Source organism: [Borrelia] finlandensis, assembly GCF_030438365.2.
GTDB classification, from domain to species: domain Bacteria; phylum Spirochaetota; class Spirochaetia; order Borreliales; family Borreliaceae; genus Borreliella; species Borreliella finlandensis.
In genome coordinates this window covers 255,596-274,432 of record NZ_CP124070.1, presented here as the reverse complement: position 1 = coordinate 274,432, position 18,837 = coordinate 255,596, and the positions used below count along the sequence as shown (strand labels likewise).

Genomic DNA, 18,837 nt, shown 5'->3' with positions numbered 1-18,837 from the left:
TTTCATGTGTATTTGGATATGTTAATTTTTTTAAGTATTTGAGTTAGTTTTTTGCCTTCTACTAGATCAATAAGTCTTCCTTCAATCATTTGTTTAGCCTTTAAAGAGAATTTTGATGGAGCAATACAGAGTCCTTTTATTTTATTTTCTTTTATTTTTGAAATGAAATCTTTTAAGAATAATTCACCAAAAGTATCTTGTTCAGTTCTTACAAAACGCACTATTAAATTTTCTTCCCACTGATTGTTAGCTAAGTGAAAGTTTATATCAATAAATTGTGTTGTTACTTCGTTTATTTTAGAATCTCTTATTTGAAATTTATTTAAATATAGTTTTAAAATAATTTCATTTGATATTTTTTCAAAATTTTCTTTTGAACTGCGCAAATATATTCTTAGGGCTATGTTTTCATTTAACCTTTTGCTGAATTCCAATTTTTCTTTAATATTTTTGTAATTTGGATCAATCTCTTCAACCTTGGTAAAAGCTTCTGTAGCTTTTTGATAATTTTCAGCAGAGATTTGAAGTTCTCCAAGATTATAAAATAATTCAAGGAAAGTTTTTTTAGGCAAGTCGGGCTTTACTTTTATTATTTCTTTAATATTTTGTTCTAATTTTTCTAATTCTTTATTTTTTGAATGAATCTCAGATGTAATCAATAAAGCCTCATAAATCATTCCATCTTTTTGTTTTATTTTGTTGGCAATCTCTAGTGCTAGATGATCTTGATTCATTTTTGACAAAGACTTAGCATATGCCAAAAGAGCTTCAATGTCGCCTTGTATATTTTTTTTTATATTGTTAAATATTATAACAGCTTGTCTGTAGCTTTCTAAATTAAATAAAGTTATTCCCAGGTGTTTTAGGATATCTTTATTATTTTTATTAAAATTGTGGACTTTTTTAAGATAGTATAGAGCCTCTTTATACATTTCGTTTTTTAAGAATGCTATACCAAGATAATAATTTGCATCTTCATCTGTTTTTTTAATCAGAAAAGCTTTTCTTAAATATTCTAAGGCTTCTCTGTTAAAATTTCTTTTAAGATTATAAAATCCATAACTTAAAAAAGCTTTAAATGTGTTTATTTCTTGACTTATTGGGTTATCTTCTATTAATTGGCATAATTTTTTTGCATATTTTATGCCATTTTCATAGTCTTTGTTTTTATAGTAGTAATTATTTAAAATTTCAAGGGCGCCTATTTCGTTTGGGTTTGTTTTTAATAGGGAAATTGCTCTTTCGATTAATTTTCGCGTTCTCTCATCATCTTTTTTGATTTTCCCTATATTTTTACCTATTGTAAGTTTTAATGCTATTTTAAAAAATAAAAACACTAAAATAAATACTGTCAATGAAGAGATTACTATAAATAGTGACAACACTCGTATTGCTCCTAAATTAAAAATATCCCATTAATTTGCATCATCATAGTTACTTTTAATAAAAGTTATTTACTTAAAATAAAAGTAATTTGTAAGTTGAATATCACATTATTTATATTATATTATAGTTATAATAATAATGATAACTATAATTAGTGCGTAAGCTTGGTTTCAATAAAATTAGCAAAGCAAAGAGGTTATGATTTTTGAAAGGGTTTTTAGCGATAAAATTATCTAATAATGAGTATTATTCGGTTTTAAATTTAGATGATAGTTCTGTTAAGAGAATAATATTGGGCAAGGTTGCAGGTGATACCAGCATTAAGTTGAATTTTTATGTTAGTGAATATGAAGATTTTTTAGATCCTTTTTTGGTTGGTTCTTTTTTCTTAGATAATTTAAAAAAGGAAAGCTTGAGTGTCAATGTTTATTTTAAAGTTGTGGATGAAATACTTTATGTTTATGGTGAATCTGATGGGATTAAAGATAAATCGAAGTTTGATTTAGGCCTTGTAGATTTTAATCAAAATTTTAAAGGATCTAATAGGGGCAACCCTTTAAATGATTTTAAAAGTGGCATTGGCAGTGATTTGTCTGTTGAAAATTTGGGTTCTGAATTTGATTTAAATTTTAAAGAAAAAGATGATTTTGTCAAAAAAGATGTTTCTGATATAAGTATGCCTACTATTAATTCTTTAGATTTAAAAACCGAAGAAGACCAAAAAATTGAGACAAATGCTTCAGATTTTGATGATAATTATGACGATAGCTATGTTGATTCTAAAAAGCTTAATTTAGAAAATAAAAAAGTTGAGTATATTGACGAGAAGTCTTTAAATCTTAATAATTTTGAGCTTCAAAAATTAGAAGAATCTTCTTTAGAAGAAGAAGATTTGCATGATTTAAGCGTTGAAGACATTATTGCAGATATTGATAAAGAGTTAATAGATACTTCAGATGAAGATGTTGAACTAGATCTTAGAGAAGATTTTGAGAATGATATGGTAAAAAACAATTTTAAATTAAATTCAAGTGAGGGGATGGTTCATTCTCCTATGTTGTATTTGAGTCTTATTTCTCTTTTTCTTTTGATATTTTTTTCTTTGTTTTTAGTTTTTTCAAAAATTTTAAAACCTAGAGGTTTTGTTTCATATTACTTTGAATATGATAAAGATAGAATTAAGAGATATGAAAAAGATCAATATGTTTAATAGAAGTTCTTGTGTATTACAAAATTTTCTTTTTCTTTTTTTATTTTTAAGTTTAGTTTCTTGCTTTGCAAAAAAAGAAATCTCAGGCAATGATTTTATTAAGGCGCATTCAAAAGAGTTTGATTTAAATAATTTAAATTGGTTATGGAATTTTGATTATTCAAAAAAAAATTTTGATAAGCATTTTAACATAGATCCAAGTTCTTACATATATGTTGCTTATTTATTTAAAAAAATAGGATTTGAAGAGAAATTTGTAGAGTATATGAAAAAGGCCATAGCTAATGGAGATAGCATTGCATCCCAGTTTGCTGGGATTAAGCTTATTGAATATTTTAACTCAATAAAAGAGTATTTTGCATCTGAATTGATTGGAGAGGGGCTTTATAAAAAATACGAAAATAATAAATTTATTATACTGGGGTACTTTAAAAGTCTTTATTGGCAAAAGAAAAACGATAAGGCACTTAGTCTTTTAAATAAGCTTGATAAGATGAAATTTTCCGATTATCAGGAAAATGAAAATATTTTATTAAAAGCAGCTCTTTATCTTAATCTTTCTAATGTAAGTGAGTCAAAAATTTATTTTAATGAACTTTTTGAGAATTTACCTGCAAATTATTTACATGTAAGAGCTTATGATTATTTTATTATTGAAAATAAGTCTAAGTATTTTGGTGCAAATTTTTTAAATCTTGTTAGATTTAAGTATGAAGTGGCAAATGGTAATTTTAATGGTGCAATAAATATATTAAATAAAAATGGTTTAAATGATTATTATGATAATAATATTGTATTAAGTGATGTTTATAAGGCTTTTATTAGTTCTGGCAAAGTTTCAAGTGCTTTAACATTTTTTAGCAAAATAAAGAGCAAATATAAAAATTATTATTTAGGCATTCTAAACCTTAGAGAAAAAAATAATTTAGGACTTCTTCTTTTAAAAGAATATTTTGAAGGTTTAAATCTTAACAATGAGATTAACAGGCTAGATTTGCTTAATACTGCTTTTAGCAATTTAATTTTTACTAAGAGCGCAAGGGATTATTTTGCAGAAAGTGTGGCCAAGTTTTATACTGAGAGCGATAAAAAAAATTCTACTTTTATTAAGATTTTAGAAGAGTATATTTTAGAATCAATTCAGCTTGAAGACTATGGTAATCTTTATAAGCTTTATTCTAATGCTCAAAAAGTTATTTCTAATTCTGTTTTATCTAAGCTTGCTTTTATTAATGCAAGGCTTATATATCATAAATTAATTAAACCTAACGTAAGCGGAGAATACAAGAGTCTTTTGCATTCTGCTGTTAATTATGATAAATGGTCTTATTCTTCATTTATGAGTAGGTATTTATTAGATCAAAATATTGATGAATTTTTTACAGGTGGGTCTGATATTAAGTATGAGCAATCCGATTATGAGATTTTTTTGGAAGGGTTTTTAAAATTCAATCTTTGTAATTATGTTAGAGGGTTTATTTCTGAGGATTTTAGGAATGGATATAAATTTTCACTCGATTTTTATCGAAAAGTATACGATGAACTTTTAAAGAGTGAAAATTATTACGATGCAACCCTTGTGATTAATTATCTTGTAAACCAAGATGAATCTGCTTTAATGGAGAATGACTATAAAAGACTTTATCCTTATTTGTATGGATCTTTGGTAGAATATTGGGCTAAAAGGAGAGGGCTTGAAGCTAGTGTTGTATTTTCTTTAATAAAAGCAGAGAGCAGCTTTGAGAAAAATGCTGTCTCAAAACCGGGTGCTGTTGGCCTTATGCAGGTTATGCCATCAACAGCAAATGATATTTCCAAAGAACTTAAGTATTTTAACTATGATTTAAAGATCCCAAAAGATAATATAATAATTGGAACATATTATTTAAAAAAAAGAATATCTACAACCGGCAGTCTTTATAAGGCTCTTGCGTCCTACAATGGGGGTATTGGTAATGTTAGAAAGTGGGAGAAAAGTTACGGACATTTGTCAAAAGAGCTTTTTATTGAGGCAATTCCTTTTAGTCAAACTAGAAATTATATTAAAAAAATATTAGTTTATTCGGTATTTTATGATGCTTTGTATGAAAAGAAGGGAATAGATTCGGTAATAGTTAAAATTATGGGCGAATTTCCCAAAAATTAATATTGGAGCATTTAATGACAAATATTTTAAGTGCAATTATTTTGGGCATTATTCAAGGCATTACAGAGTTTTTACCAATATCTAGTTCGGGACATTTATTACTTTTTAGGCATTTTATAAATTTAAAGCTCTCAATAATATTTGATATTTATTTACATCTTGCAACAGTTTTGGTGATTATTATTTACTATCGTAAAAGGATTTTAGAGCTTTTTTTAACTTTTATTAGATTTTCTTTAAGAAAAACTGTTAAATCTGATTTAACAAACTTAAAATTAATATTGCTAATATTAATAATAACCATTGTTACCGGAGTTGTTGGGACTTTTATTTCAAAATACGAGAGAATTTTTACATTGCCTTTTGTTTTAATTAATTTTATTATAACAGGGATTTTAATCTTGATGCTAGAATTTAATTTTTTAAAAATTGATTTTAAAGGTAATATTTTGTTAGCAGGAATTTTTATGGGTCTGATGCAAGGCTTGGGTGCGCTTCCAGGAATCTCTCGTTCAGGAATTACAATCTTTTCGGCTTCGGTTATTGGATTTAATAGAAAAAGTGCATTTGAAATTTCATTTTTATCTTTAATTCCAATAGTTTTTGGAGCGATTTTGTTAAAACATAAAGAATTTTATGATATTTTTATGGTTTTAAATTTTTTTGAAATAAACTTAGGAGCATTGGTTGCTTTTGTTGTTGGTATTTTCTCAATAAATTTCTTTTTTAAAATGCTTAATAACAAAAAACTGTATTATTTTTCGATATATTTATTTGCACTTTCAATTATAGTTTGTTATTTTTTTAGAATATGAAAGATTTTTATCAGTATTTTCAATTTTTGTTTTTTTTCATGCTTTCGGTTATTTCTTTTTCTCTTTTTGTAGCATTAACCCCTTTGAGCAATGTATTTGTATTTTTTGTTTTCAATTTACTAGGACAAATACTTCTTAATGTTTTTTCATTTTTGTCATTTTATTTAATAGTATATCCAATTGTTAATTGGTACGCCTATAAAAAACATATTTTTACTAAACGATTTATATTTAATTGGAATTATACCGTAATATTGTTTTTTACTTTAATATTTTTAATAAAAATTAATTCTAATGTTGAAAAATCTTATTTTATTAAGATATTTCTTATTAATTTTGGCATAGTATTGGGGAATTTTTTTATTTTTACTCTTTTAATTTTAGAATTTGTTGTGTGGATTTACTTGAATTATGTTTTTTTCAAGGATGTTAATTTTATTTTAGATACTTTTAAATTTTTAGAGTTTAAGATTAAAATTTTGTTTGAAAATATATTAAGTTATTTTCCCTTTTCAAATTCATTGGATGTAAAAAAAGATATTAAAGTTTATGGGGATTCTGTAGATGATCTTAAAGATTCTCAAGTTTTTGATGAGAAAAAGAATATTATTAATGATGAAGAATATCAGGCTTTATGGTCATTTAGTGCTTTTTTAAGAAACAATAAAAAGCCTTCCAATATTAATTTAGACAAAACTGTTTTTGAAGGCTCAGATCTCAAAGAAGCAAGCTGTTTAAATAAGGACATTTTAAATGAGAATGCTTTAAATTCAGATGAAAATGTAGATGAAATTAATGAGTCTTGTGAGTATAAATATTTAGACAATCTTGAGGATAATAAGTTAATTATTAGTGGAAAGGTTAAAGCCTGTGAGATAAGGGCTAAAGGTATAATTAGTCAGGTCGCTATTTCTCATGCTTATAATGAAAGTGTAGCTTTGAATAAAAAAAGTGATTCTTACGTTATTGATATTTCAGTTTTTGACCAGAAAGAGATTAAAAATGATGTAGAGGATATTGAATATGATAAAGAAATCCAAAGGCAATCAATGATTCTCCAGGAGACATTAAAAGAGTTTAATATTAATGCCAAATTAATTGATATTATTAAAGGCCCTGTTGTGACAATGTATGCTGTTCGTCCGGATAAGGGAATTAAGCTTTCTAAGATCACTTCTATTTCTGATAATATTGCCTTAAGGCTTGCGGCTATTAGGGTTAGGATTATTGCTCCAATTCCTGGCAGAGAAGCTGTAGGAATCGAAATCCCTAATAAAAGGCGTGAGTTTATTTTAATTTCAGAGATAATAGACAGTAAGGAATTCAGAGGTGATTTTAGAATTCCTTTTGCTCTTGGAAAAGAGATTAGTGGCGAAAATATTGTTTTTGACCTTGTTAATTCTCCGCATTTATTAATAGCTGGTGCAACTGGGGCAGGTAAATCTGTTTGTGTGAATTCTTTAATTGCTTCAATTATTTTTTCAAAATCTCCAGATGAAGTGAAATTAATTATGGTAGATCCCAAAATAGTTGAGCTTAAACTTTTTAATGATATTCCTCATTTATTAACTCCAGTTATTACAGATGTAAAGAGAGCCTTAGAGGCTCTTAGATGGTGTCTTGATGAAATGGAGAGAAGGTATGTGCTTCTTGATAATTTATTGGTAAGAGATATTTCTTCTTATAATAAAAAAATAAAAGATGAGAATTTGAATTTAATGATTTTGCCATATCTTGTAATAATTATTGATGAATTTGCAGATCTTATTCTTTCTGCAAGAAAGGATTTGGAAAATTTAATTTCTAGACTTGCTGCAATGGCTAGAGCTGTGGGGATTCATTTGGTTCTTGCGACCCAAAGACCTTCAGTTGATGTTATTACGGGGGTAATAAAAGCCAATTTTCCTTCAAGGATTTCTTTCATGGTGGCCAGTTCTATGGATTCGAGAATAATTCTTGGATCTTCTGGTGCTGAAAAACTTTTAGGAAAGGGGGATATGCTTTATATTAGCTCTTTAAATCCTTTTCCTCAAAGAATTCAGGGTGGATTTTTAAAGGAAAGAGAAGTTTACAGGCTTGTTGAAGAGGTTAAAAAATTTGGTTCTCCAAATTATATTGATGATGAAATATTTATTGATAGTGTAAAAGAGCCAGATTTGGTTGCTCTTGGACCTTCTGATGAGCCAATGTTTGATGAAGCTCTTGAGATTGTTAAAACCACAAGAAAAGCCTCAGCATCTTATCTGCAAAGAAGGTTGAAGATAGGTTACAATAGAGCAGCTAGAATTATTGAAATTATGGAAGATATGGGATATGTAGGACCTGTTAATGGATCAAAACCAAGAGAGGTGTTAATTTAAAATAAAGAGATGTCCATTTGAACATCTCTTGTGCGATCTATCTATTAGTTTTTTGTTTTAATTTTCTTACTTTTTTTGCCTGTTTTCTTTTAAAAGCTTTTTCCTTTTTTACACGTATTGTGGATGGTTTTTCATAGTATTCTCTTCTTTTCCATTCGCGAATAATTGCTTCTTTTTCAATCATTCTTTTAAAACGTTTCAATGCTTTTTCAAGATTTTCATTTTTGTCCACAGTTACTGTTACCAAAAAATCACCCCCTTTTATTCTATTCTTTTAATATTATTTATTATTTTATTTTTGTCAATAAGCATGCCATTTAAAAGGAAATCTGGATTTATTGCTATGCCATTAATTCTTGCTTCAAAGTGTAAATGAGGGCCTGTTGAAAGGCCTGTATTTCCAGTATGTCCAATATATTCCCCAGCACTAACTATTTTATTTTCACTTATTCCCAATTTTGAGAGGTGAAGATAAATTGTAAATATTCCCGGTAAATGTTGTATTATAAGGGTGTTGCCCGTTAGCTCTCTATTTTGTGCAAATACAACTTTTCCTTTGCCGGCAGCAAAAATCGGAGTATTTTCTCTTTTGAATGGGGCATAATCAATTCCATTGTGCATTGTATAATTTGAAATTTTTTTGTCACCTTGCATGTAAAGCCTTAAATCTCCGTATAGGCTTGTTACAATGTATTGATCTTTTATTGGTTTGACTAAAGCATCGTAGTGGTATATTGTTGTGTCTCCAGCATTGCCAATAATATTCCACAAAACCAAAGCCTGTTCTTTTTGTTTTGTTGATTTTTTTTGGGTGATAAGCTTGGCTTTTTCTTTATTAAAACTAATTTTTGTTCTTTTGAAGTGAAATTTTTTTATTTCTATTTCCTTGATGTAGCTTTTATTTTCAAATTCTATTTGAATTTTTCTTTTACCTTCTTTTATCATTGGTGTAATTCCCATAAATGCTATGTAGTAAATTTTACTTCCTACTGTAAATTTAAACGGAGAAGAGCTTATGATTGGGTTTTTATTTGTGCTTAAAAGTGATAAACTTTTGAAGTTTTGATTACTTGCAAAGTATATGTAATCTCCTTGAAATGCCTCTTTTTTATATTGGACTTTAGGAATAGTATTTATTATTTCTGAATTTATATTTTCTATTCCTAGGATACACAGTATAAGTAGGACTTTTTGTATTTTATACATTGATTTGAGCATTCTTTTTTATGTCTATGATTTTCAAAATTTTTTCTCTAGGATAATAAAAATCTTCATTAACTGTAAAAATGATATCTAAGTATTGATCTTCTTTTATATCCAATTCTTCTATTTTTTTTGTTCCGTTAAAAAAAATAGCTTTATAGTATTCGTTTTGTGATTTAATTCGCATATTTATATGTTTTGAGCTATGATTTTTGTCAATTATTTTGAGTTCTTGAAGGTAAGTATTTTTCATCAATAATATTGGCTCTCTAAATTCATAGCCATAAGGTTCAAATATTTCTATTGTTTTGAAAAGAGAATCTTTTGTTAAATTCTTTGGAAGAATAGCATCTATTGGTATTGATTCGTTTTCATTAGTAGTTTCATATTCAACTTTTGTAGTTGCATATTCTAATTCTTTAATAAAGTCTTCGAGTAAATTTTCATGCAGCGTAAATCCAGCTGCAGCTTTATGACCCCCCGAATTTATTACTAAATGGGAAGGTATTATTGATATTAGTGTTTTTGAATTGATTTTATTGTTTGATCTAATTGATCCTTTAATAATGTTATCTTGCTTTGTTAAAAAAATAGCAACTTTTTGGTAGTAAGAAGAAAGTCTAGTTGCAATTCTAGAACTTATTCCTTTTGGAGTATTGTTATCATAGCAAACTATGAATTTATCATTTTTAAAAATAGTATTTTTATTATGCGAATTCCAAGCTTTTTCTTCTTTGTATTTTCTCAGTTCGTTGATTTCTTTTATTTCTTTAAATTTGTTCTCTATTTGATTAATGTCATTAGTTAGTAAAAAATTTATTGCAATATCTGCTTTTTCAAGTCTTCCTGTTGAGTTTAGTATTGGTGCAATTTTATATGCAATATCTGTTGAAGTTATATTTGGTTTTGTTAATATGTTTGCATCTTTTAATAGATAATTAATAGACATTCTCTCTCTTAGTGCGATTTCTTTAAGTCCTACTTTTAGGATTATTCTGTTTTCATTAATAATGGGCATATTGTCTGCTATTGTTCCTATTGCAACAAAGCTAAGTCTTTTTAGGCATTTTTGGAGCAAATTTCTGTTAGTTTCAAAAATTACGTTGTAAAATATGTAGTAAAGCTTGTCTTTAATCTCAACTTCTTTGTATTTGAAATATTTGGTTGCTTGGATTAAGTCCGTTAATGTTTTTTTTCTAAAGTTTGGGTATTTTTTTATAAAATTTTCACTAATATCAATTGTGTTTATGTTTATGCTTTTTGCGAAGTGTTTATTTAATAATTCATTTTGATCTTCTTTGTTAAAGATTATTATACATTTGTTTTGTACAAATTTTTCTAGTTTGTTTGAGTTAATTAAGGGATCATTTTTATTATTTAATCTTAGATATTGTTTTAGAATGTAGTTGTTTATTTCTATTGCGTGAAGAATAATTTCATTTTTTGTTTTTTCTAAAAATAAAAATACAAGGTTTTTAGAATAAAGGTCTGTAAAGGACATATTAAGAGCAAGGCAAGCTTTAAAGCTTACACAACATCCTGCTATTTCTTTGAATGGATATTTGTCATCTTTTAGGTGAGGATTTATAACTATGTTTTCAGTTTTAAAATTTTCGCCTGGAAGATGATGGTCTGTTATTATTATTTCTATTCCTTTTGAATTTGCATAATTTATTTCTTCAATGCTAGAAATCCCATTATCAACAGTTATTATTAAAGAGATTTTTTTTTCTAAAGCTGTGTCGATTAATTCGTTTGAAAGTCCATAAAACTCTCCATTTGAAGGTATTTTATAGCTCACATTAAGTCCAAAATCTTTAAGAGTTTCGTACATTATTATTGTCGCTGTGATTCCATCAGCATCTTTATCTCCAAAGATTAATATGTTTTCATTATTTTTGATTGCTTTATTAATTCTGTTTATAAATTTATCTATATTTTTTAATAAAAATGGGTTGTGCAATAAATTTACGCTGTCTTCAAGGAAAAACATAAAATCTTCTTCTTTGATTTCTCGATTTATAAGTAAAGTTGCCGCAAAGGTATTGATATTATATTGCTTAGCAATGCGAGTTAATTCTTGGGCCTGTATATTAGTTTCTTTTTGTTTCCAAATTTTCATTTACTTCTCTAGAATTCATTTTTAATCGATTTTTCAAGGATTATTCTTTACTAACTTCACCATAGATTAATTAATTTTAAGTAGTAGTTATTATGTTTATTATCGAATGGTATAGTTTTAGCGGATTGTAATTTTTACTATAATCCAAATTAATGGTCATAATTTTAACTGTTAAAATTCTCATTTTATTATTTTATAATAAAAAAAATTATTATTAAATGAATTTCCATAAAATATTTGTTTTGTTATAATTAGCTTAGGAGATTTCAAATTTTATGGATGAATCTAAAAAAGCTAGGTCAGGAGATAAAAAAAAAGAAAAAGCCGTAGCTGGGATTTTACCCCATTCTAATAAACCCGCAAGAGTGCCTTTAATAGCGGTTCCTTCTCATCCAGTTTTTCCAGGGATGTTTATTCCGATTGTTTTAATCTCTGATTCTGATATGAAAGCAATCGATTATGCTATGAAAGGCAATGGGATCATTGCCTTATTTGTTTTGAATGATAAATTTTTAGAAAAAAACAACAATAATGCTCAACAGAAATTAATTATTGATTATAGTAAAGATATTTATTCTGTTGGAGTTACTGGAAAGATAATAAAAAAAATTAATCTTCCGGATGGTGGTTACAATATATTTGTTTCAACTTTTGATAGGATCAAATTTGTTAAAGTTGTTCTTAATGATAAGTTTCCCATAATTGAGATTGATTATTTAAAGCAAATTCCAGTTAGAAAAGATGATATTCAATCAAAGGCAGTTTACGGTAGTATTTTGCTTAGAACTAAAGAAATATTTGCACATAGGAAAATGCCGGAAGTTCAATTAAATATGGTTAATATTGAGGATAAGGGGAAACTATGTGATATTGTGGCCAGCACTATTTCATCTTCAAAAAATGATCATCAAATAGTTCTTGAAACTTTGAATGTAAAAGATAGGCTTAAAAAAGTTTTAGAACTGATTTATGAAGAGCTTAATTTAATTGAAATTCAAAATAAAATTGCCAAGGGCATTCAAGAGAGATTAGAGAAACAGCAAAAAGAGTTTTTTTTAAAAGAACAGCTTAAGGCTATTAAAGCTGAACTTGGCATAGGAGATAAAAAAAACAGCGATTTAGAAAAGCTTAAAACTAAGCTAAAGGCTTTAGAGTTGAAGGGTGAGCCTTTGGAGGTAGTTGAAAAAGAGTTAGAAAAATTTTCGCTTCTTGAAACAAGTTCGGCTGAATACATTGTTGTTAGAAATTATCTTGAACTTATTACTGAGCTTCCTTGGCGAGATTTGAAAATTAATTTTGATAAATTAGATTTGCAAAAATCTAAAAAAATTTTAGATAAAACTCATTACGGAATGAACGAAGTTAAGGATAGAATTATTGAATATATTTCTGTTCTTAAATTAAGAAAGACTCAAAAGGGGGCTATTATTCTTTTGGTGGGACCTCCTGGTGTGGGAAAAACTTCTATTGGGGCAGCTATTGCAAAGGTTTTGCGTACCAAGTTTTTTAGGTTTTCTGTTGGTGGAATGCGCGATGAGTCGGAGATTAAGGGACACAGAAGAACTTATGTTGGTGCTTTGCCTGGAAAAATTATTCAGGGCTTAAGAATTACCAAGACAAATTCTCCTGTTTTTTTAATTGATGAGGTGGATAAGATTTCTGCTTCAAGTTATGGGGATCCTTTTTCGGTTCTTCTTGAAGTTTTAGATCCTGAACAGAATGTTAGGTTTAGAGATCATTATCTTGATCTTCCTTTTGATATTTCGAATGTATTTTTTATTTTAACTGCTAATTCTGTTGAAACAATACCAAGACCTTTGTTAAATAGAATGGAGATTATTGAAATTTCTGGATATATTGATAACGAAAAAATAGAGATTGCAAGAAAGTATTTAATTCCCAAAGTTTTAAGTGAAAACGGAGTTGATAAAGATTCTTTAAAATTTCAAAGTTCATCTCTTGTTCAAATTGCTCAAGAGTATGCAAGAGATAATGGAGTGAGAAATTTTGAAAAATATTTAAACAAAATTGTAAGAAAGGTTGCTAGAAAGCTTATTGAGAATACTGAGGTTAAATCTTATCAAATTTCCAATGACAATTTAGAAGAATATGTTGGTGTTCCTGTTTTTAGAAAAGAAAGCATGCCTAATGCTATGTATTCAGGGATGGTAATGGGCCTTGCTTGGACAAATTATGGAGGTTCAACTTTGATGATTGAGACTGTAAAGACGGAATCCAAGGTAGGTGGAATTAAATTAACAGGTAGACTTGGAGATGTTATGAAAGAATCTGCTAATATTGCCTATACTTATGTTAATAGTATTAAAGGAGATTTAAGTATTAGTAAATCTTTTTTTGAAAAAAATATTATTCATTTACATATTCCAGAAGGAGCTACCCCAAAAGATGGGCCTTCTGCAGGAATTACAATAGCTAGTGCTTTTATCTCTCTTGCTCTTAATAAGGTTGTTAGACCCCATTTGGCTATGACAGGAGAACTTTCTCTTACTGGGAATGTAATGATGATAGGGGGCCTTAAAGAAAAAATAATTGCAGCAAAGCGCAGTGGTGTGGAGCATATTATTGTTCCTAAGGCAAATAGAGTGGATTTAGAAGAGATTCCTACTAACATTAAGAGCGGAATTAATTTTTATCTTGTAGATAATATGCGCGAGGTCATTAAATTATTGTTTTAATTTTTTAAAATTGTTGTTTGAGGCTAGTTTTACTCTAGGTTTAAATAAATAAATTAATAATGGAAGAAGAGTTAGCGATGCAAGAGATGTCGTTAGCATTGTAAAAGCAATTATTGCTCCAAGAGTTGATATTATTTTATAAGACGAAAATGTTAGAGTTAAAAATCCTATTCCAACGGAAATAGAATTTGCAAATATTCCATTAAATACGTTGGGTATTGATTCAAGAAGTGCGGTTTTGTAGATTTGATTTTTTTGGTATTGTAAAATAAACGTATTGAAAAAATGAATTGAATAATCTACCCCTACTCCCATGCTTACAGATGCAATTGTTGCCGTTGCTGGGTTTAAGGTTATTCCAAATAATCTCATTACAGCAAAGTTTAAAAACACTGACCATGCTACTGGGATTGCAATAATTATTCCGATTTTTATAGATTTAAAGAAAAACATAAGTAGTAGTGTTATTGATCCAAGAGTTGTTATAATGTTTATAACCTGTTCTTTTACCATTGTTTTAGCTATTAATACCTTATCATAAACACCTGAGAAATGATATTTATTATTTTTCATATATTCATTAATTGTTTTAATAGCATATTTTTCAAATTTTTTTATTCCTTCGGTTGAGTTGTCTTCAATTCTTACTATGATAGATATTAATGACCAGTCATCGTTAATGTACATTCTTTTATTGTCCTTAGTCCAATCGCTTTTATCTATCAAATTTATCAGTTTGTTTAGTATAATTTTGTTCTCAGGCAGTTTATACTCTAGTGGGGATTCTTTTTTAATTTTAAAATTTGTAAATTTTAAAATGCCATTAATAGAACTAGATTGAGTTTTTGCAGAAAATGCATCAAGCTTATCTGTAATTAAGTCTAATATTCGCATTGCTTTAGCATTTTTAAATTCACCGGGCTTGCCTTCAATTTCTATTTTGAAAATCGATATTCCCCCCATTTCTTTTTGCATTAGGTTTAATGTTTTTTTTACACTTGTGCTTTCTTTAAAGTAATCTTTTTCATCAAAATTGATTTCGATCTTTAAAAGACCTACAAAAGAAATTCCCAGTATGATGAGGACCATTATAGAGGATGTATATTTTCTTTTTAATATAGATTTTGTTATTTGTGTATTTAGTTTGGCAAGTCTTTCAAGGAAGAATATTTTATTTTGTTTATTTTCTTTTTCTTTTTCAAAAGACTTTTTTTTTGCAAATGGGATTAATGTTATTATTCCAGGTAAAACGGTTAATGAAATTATCATTGAGATAATTACTCCAATTGACATAAAAATACCCATTGTTTTGTAGGCATTAATTGAAGAGGTTGTAAGAGATAAAAATCCAAATGCAGTTGTAAAAGATGTTAGCAGGATGGGTGTTTTAAGTTTTTTAATTGTTTCTTTTATGGATTCTTTTGAGAGTTGTTCTTTTTTTATTAATTTAAATATTTCATTTATTATATGTACAGCATTGGCGCATCCGATTGAAATAAGTAAAACAATCATTGAAGTTTCTGGCACTGTAATAGGGGATTGTACAAGTCCTTTAATTCCAAAAGTCCAAATCAATGATAATAATGCAATAAAAATAGGAATTAATGCGCCAATTAGATTTTTTATAATAAGATAGAGTGAAATTATTACTACAAAAGTAGCAAGAGGCCCTAAGATTTTGAAGTCTTCAACCATGTAGTTTAAAATTTTTTCTCTTACTATTAAATCTCCTGTAAGATACAACTTTAAATCGTCAGTTTCATATTTTTTAATTGTTTTTTCCATCTCATCAAGTTCGGTTTTTAAATTTCTACTGAAGTTTATTTGGTCACTTTCTGATGGGATTATTATGAAGTATATTAAATTTTCTGAGCTGCCTAAGAATGTGTTTTTTACAAATGGAGTTGCCTTTATTTTATTTTTTATTTCTTCTATATCTTTATCTGTGTAGATTTCTTTTTTAAATTGTGGGAAATAAGAAAATATGCTTGTAACGGCATTTGGAGATACTTTTAAAATTTTGGTTATTTCATTGATTACGCTGTTTATTGTTTCAAAATTTTTTTTATTGAAGATATTTTTTTTATCTTGAAATATTACTATTGTAGATAAAAGTGAATTACTTTTGTCAATGTCTATTAAGCTTTCAGTTTCTTTGGTCTTGGGTATAAGCTTTAAGATGTTTGCATCGAATTTAAGATTTTTTAAAAAAAATCCTAAAAAAATAGTAATTAAGATAAATATTGTGAATATAATTCCTTTATATCTAATGCTTAGACCTTCAAAGTCCATATAATGCCTCTTTTTTACTTTATCACTATGTTAACAAGCTTGTTTTTAATTACAATTATTTTTACTATTTTTTTATTGAATAAGTTTGATTTTATTTTGCTATTTCTCATTGCTATTTCTTTTAGTTCTTCTTCGTCTGTTTCTTTGTTTAATAAAATTTTGTCTTTTATTTTTCCATTTATTTGCAAGACGATTTCTTTTTTATCTTTAATGATAAGGCTTTCATCAAATTTTGGCCATTTTGAATTTTTAAATAAACTAGGAAGCTCTCCAATATATTCCCACAACTCTTCTGCTAAATGGGGTGCATAGGGAGATAAAATAATGATAAACGGTTTAAATATGTTTAAATAATTTTTTTCATACTTTAGAAGTTCATTTATAAATATCATCATTGCGGAGATTGCTGTGTTAAAATTTAGTTTTTCTGTGTCTTCTGTGACTTTTTTTATTGCTTTATGTAGTTCAGATATTATTTCCTTTGGAGGATTGTCTTTTGACAGTTCTTTTTCTCTTAAGTTCCAAATTTTGTTTAAAAATCGAAAAACACCAATAATTCCTTTAGTGTTCCAAGGTTTAGAATCTGTTAGTGGCCCCATAAACATTTCATAAATTCTCATTGAGTCTGCTCCAAATTCCTTAATAATGTCGTCTGGGTTTATTACATTTTTTAAAGATTTTGACATTTTGGCAATTACTTGGGTTACTTCTTTGTTATCTTTTTTATCAAAAAATTTATTGTCTTTTTCTATAACTTGGTCATTGGGTATTAAAACCCCATTTTCTTTTTGATAAGAAAATGACGTTATTATGCCTTGATTTATTAGTTTTTTAAAAGGTTCTTTGGTATTTACGTATCCTAGATCATAAAGAACTTTGTGCCAAAATCTTGAGTAAAGCAGATGTAATACTGTATGTTCAGCTCCACCTATGTATAGATCAACCGGCATCCAATATTCAATTTTTTTTTTGTTTGCAAACTCTTTTGAGTTTTTGGGGTCTAAGTATCTTAAATAATACCAACAAGAGCCTGCCCATTGAGGCATTGTGTTTGTTTCTCTTATAAGGTCCATATCTTTTACGTTTACCCAATCTTTAATTCTTGATAAAGGAGATTCACCTGTTCCAGAAGGTTTATAGTTTGCAATTTCTGGAAGCTTTAAGGGAAGATTATTTTCCTCCAAAGGTATTGCATTCCCAAGCTTATCAAACAAAATGGGTATAGGCTCTCCCCAGTATCTTTGTCTTGAAAAAATCCAATCTCTAAGCTTGTAGGTAACTTTTTCTTTCCCTTTTTTGTTTTTAGTAAGCCATTTTATTACTTTGTCTTTTACTTCAGAATTTTTAAGATTATTAAATTCATTGGGAGAATTTATTGAAATTCCATCATCAACAAATGCTTTTTCTAATATTTCATTTTTCCCCGATTTTGATATTACGGGTAAAATTTCTAATTGATACTTTGTAGCAAATTGAAAGTCTCTTTCATCATGTGCTGGAACACCCATTACAGCTCCGGTTCCGTAAGTTCCTAGTACGTAGCTTCCAACCCAAATTGGAATTTTTTCATTTGTTATTGGATGAAATGCGTAAGATCCTGTGAAAACTCCCGATTTATCCTTTTCAAGAGAAGTCCTATTGAGATCGCTTTTGAGTTCTTCGCGCTTTACATATTTTAAAACATTTTGTTTAAAGTTGTTCTTTGTTATTTTTTCTATTAGTTTATTTTCTGGTGCGATCACTAAATATGTGATGCCAAAGATTGTGTCTGGCCTTGTTGTAAAGACTTTAATTTTATCGTTGTGGCCTTCAATTTCAAAGTCAATTTCAACTCCTGTTGATTTGCCAATCCAATTTCGCTGCATTTCTTTTACAGATTCAGGCCATTCTAATTCTTCAAGGTCGTCTATCAATCTTTCAGCATACTTTGTAATTTTTAAAACCCACTGTCTTAAATATTTTTTTTCGACGTTGTAAGATCCTCTCTCAGATTTTGGTCCATCTGAAGTTTGAATAATCTCTTCATTTGCTAGTACCGTTCCAAGCTCGGGGCAGTACCATACAGGCATTTCTTTTACATAAGCTAGCCCTTTTTTATATAATTGCAGGAAAATCCACTGTGTCCATTTATAGTAATTTTCCTCATGTGTTCTAATTTCTCGATCCCAATCATAGGCAAACCCCAAAGCTTTTATTTGTTTTTTAAACTTATTAATATTTTCTTCTGTACTTTTTTGAGGGTGAGTTCCTGTTTGTATTGCGTAATTTTCAGCAGGAAGTCCAAAGCTATCAAATCCTATTGGGTGAAGTACATGAAATCCATTCAAAAGCTTGTATCTTCCAAATATGTCTGTTGCTGTGTATCCTTCTGGATGACCAACATGAAGTCCGTTGGCAGAAGGATAGGGGAACATGTCAAGTATATACAATCTTTTTTCCTTAGGAATACTTGGATCTTCTTCTACTTTGTATGTTTTATTATTATCCCAAAATTCTTGCCATTTTTTTTCAATTTTTATGAATTCGTATTTAGACATTTATCCTCTTGAAAATTAACCCACAACAACTTATTCTCTAATATTCTTTTAGATCGCATTTTTGTTAATT

Annotated in this window: 11 protein-coding genes; 5 read left to right on the top strand and 6 right to left on the bottom strand. The window is 28.0% G+C overall.

Features of this window, described 5'->3' with window-relative positions:
* Positions 1-2: 2 nt before the first annotated feature.
* Positions 3-1,385 carry a tetratricopeptide repeat protein gene (locus tag QIA19_RS01845; RefSeq protein WP_301365412.1) on the bottom strand — a complete coding sequence of 461 codons (1,383 nt, stop codon included), beginning with the start codon at positions 1,383-1,385 and terminating at the stop codon, positions 3-5.
* Between the two features lie 206 nt (positions 1,386-1,591).
* On the opposite strand from QIA19_RS01845, the gene QIA19_RS01840 reads away from it, so the two are divergent.
* Genes QIA19_RS01840 through QIA19_RS01825 form a run of 4 tightly spaced genes read left to right on the top strand, consistent with a single transcriptional unit; the run spans position 1,592 to position 7,917 of the window.
* Positions 1,592-2,596 (top strand): hypothetical protein, encoded by a 1,005-nt coding sequence (locus tag QIA19_RS01840; RefSeq protein ID WP_301365410.1) that lies wholly within the window; start codon positions 1,592-1,594, stop codon positions 2,594-2,596.
* Positions 2,589-4,742 (top strand): flagellar assembly lytic transglycosylase, encoded by a 2,154-nt coding sequence (locus QIA19_RS01835; protein ID WP_301365409.1) that lies wholly within the window; start codon positions 2,589-2,591, stop codon positions 4,740-4,742. Before QIA19_RS01840 ends, QIA19_RS01835 begins: the two co-directional genes overlap by 8 nt.
* A 14-nt stretch (positions 4,743-4,756) precedes the next feature.
* Positions 4,757-5,557, top strand: a complete 801-nt coding sequence (locus QIA19_RS01830) for an undecaprenyl-diphosphate phosphatase (RefSeq protein ID WP_301365407.1) — start codon at positions 4,757-4,759, stop codon at positions 5,555-5,557.
* Entirely contained in the window at positions 5,554-7,917 is a 2,364-nt protein-coding gene (locus QIA19_RS01825) for a DNA translocase FtsK (protein ID WP_301365405.1), read from the top strand. Before QIA19_RS01830 ends, QIA19_RS01825 begins: the two co-directional genes overlap by 4 nt.
* A 37-nt stretch (positions 7,918-7,954) precedes the next feature.
* Here QIA19_RS01825 and rpsU read toward each other — a convergent pair whose 3' ends face one another.
* From rpsU to recJ, 3 genes are read right to left on the bottom strand one after another with little or no spacing between them, the layout of a single operon-like run.
* Entirely contained in the window at positions 7,955-8,164 is a 210-nt protein-coding gene (gene rpsU / locus QIA19_RS01820) for a 30S ribosomal protein S21 (RefSeq protein ID WP_002656880.1), read from the bottom strand.
* 14 nt (positions 8,165-8,178) lie between these two features.
* The gene (locus QIA19_RS01815; protein ID WP_301365403.1) at positions 8,179-9,123 is read right to left on the bottom strand and encodes a M23 family metallopeptidase; all 945 of its coding nucleotides are present in this window, start codon (positions 9,121-9,123) and stop codon (positions 8,179-8,181) included.
* Positions 9,116-11,242, bottom strand: coding sequence for a single-stranded-DNA-specific exonuclease RecJ (gene recJ / locus QIA19_RS01810; protein WP_301365401.1), 2,127 nt, complete (start codon positions 11,240-11,242; stop codon positions 9,116-9,118). Before recJ ends, QIA19_RS01815 begins: the two co-directional genes overlap by 8 nt.
* Before the next feature lie 275 nt (positions 11,243-11,517).
* Here recJ and lon point away from each other — a divergent pair, with 275 nt between their 5' ends.
* The gene (lon, locus tag QIA19_RS01805; RefSeq protein ID WP_301365399.1) at positions 11,518-13,938 is read left to right on the top strand and encodes an endopeptidase La; all 2,421 of its coding nucleotides are present in this window, start codon (positions 11,518-11,520) and stop codon (positions 13,936-13,938) included.
* On the opposite strand, the gene QIA19_RS01800 is transcribed toward lon, so the two are convergent.
* Positions 13,927-16,230, bottom strand: a complete 2,304-nt coding sequence (locus tag QIA19_RS01800; RefSeq protein WP_301365397.1) for an efflux RND transporter permease subunit — start codon at positions 16,228-16,230, stop codon at positions 13,927-13,929. The two genes, lon and QIA19_RS01800, sit on opposite strands and share 12 nt — an antisense overlap.
* 14 nt (positions 16,231-16,244) lie before the next feature.
* Positions 16,245-18,767 carry a leucine--tRNA ligase gene (gene leuS / locus QIA19_RS01795; protein ID WP_301365394.1) on the bottom strand — a complete coding sequence of 841 codons (2,523 nt, stop codon included), beginning with the start codon at positions 18,765-18,767 and terminating at the stop codon, positions 16,245-16,247.
* Positions 18,768-18,837: the final 70 nt, after the last annotated feature.

Coding starts and splice junctions, on each gene's coding strand:
- QIA19_RS01835 (WP_301365409.1), top strand. CDS start 2,589: ATGTTTAATAGAAGTTCTTGTGTATTACAAAATTTTCTTTTTCTTTTT.
- QIA19_RS01830 (WP_301365407.1), top strand. CDS start 4,757: ATGACAAATATTTTAAGTGCAATTATTTTGGGCATTATTCAAGGCATT.
- QIA19_RS01825 (WP_301365405.1), top strand. CDS start 5,554: ATGAAAGATTTTTATCAGTATTTTCAATTTTTGTTTTTTTTCATGCTT.
- QIA19_RS01815 (WP_301365403.1), bottom strand. CDS start 9,123: ATGTATAAAATACAAAAAGTCCTACTTATACTGTGTATCCTAGGAATA.
- recJ (WP_301365401.1), bottom strand. CDS start 11,242: ATGAAAATTTGGAAACAAAAAGAAACTAATATACAGGCCCAAGAATTA.
- lon (WP_301365399.1), top strand. CDS start 11,518: ATGGATGAATCTAAAAAAGCTAGGTCAGGAGATAAAAAAAAAGAAAAA.
- QIA19_RS01800 (WP_301365397.1), bottom strand. CDS start 16,230: ATGGACTTTGAAGGTCTAAGCATTAGATATAAAGGAATTATATTCACA.
- leuS (WP_301365394.1), bottom strand. CDS start 18,767: ATGTCTAAATACGAATTCATAAAAATTGAAAAAAAATGGCAAGAATTT.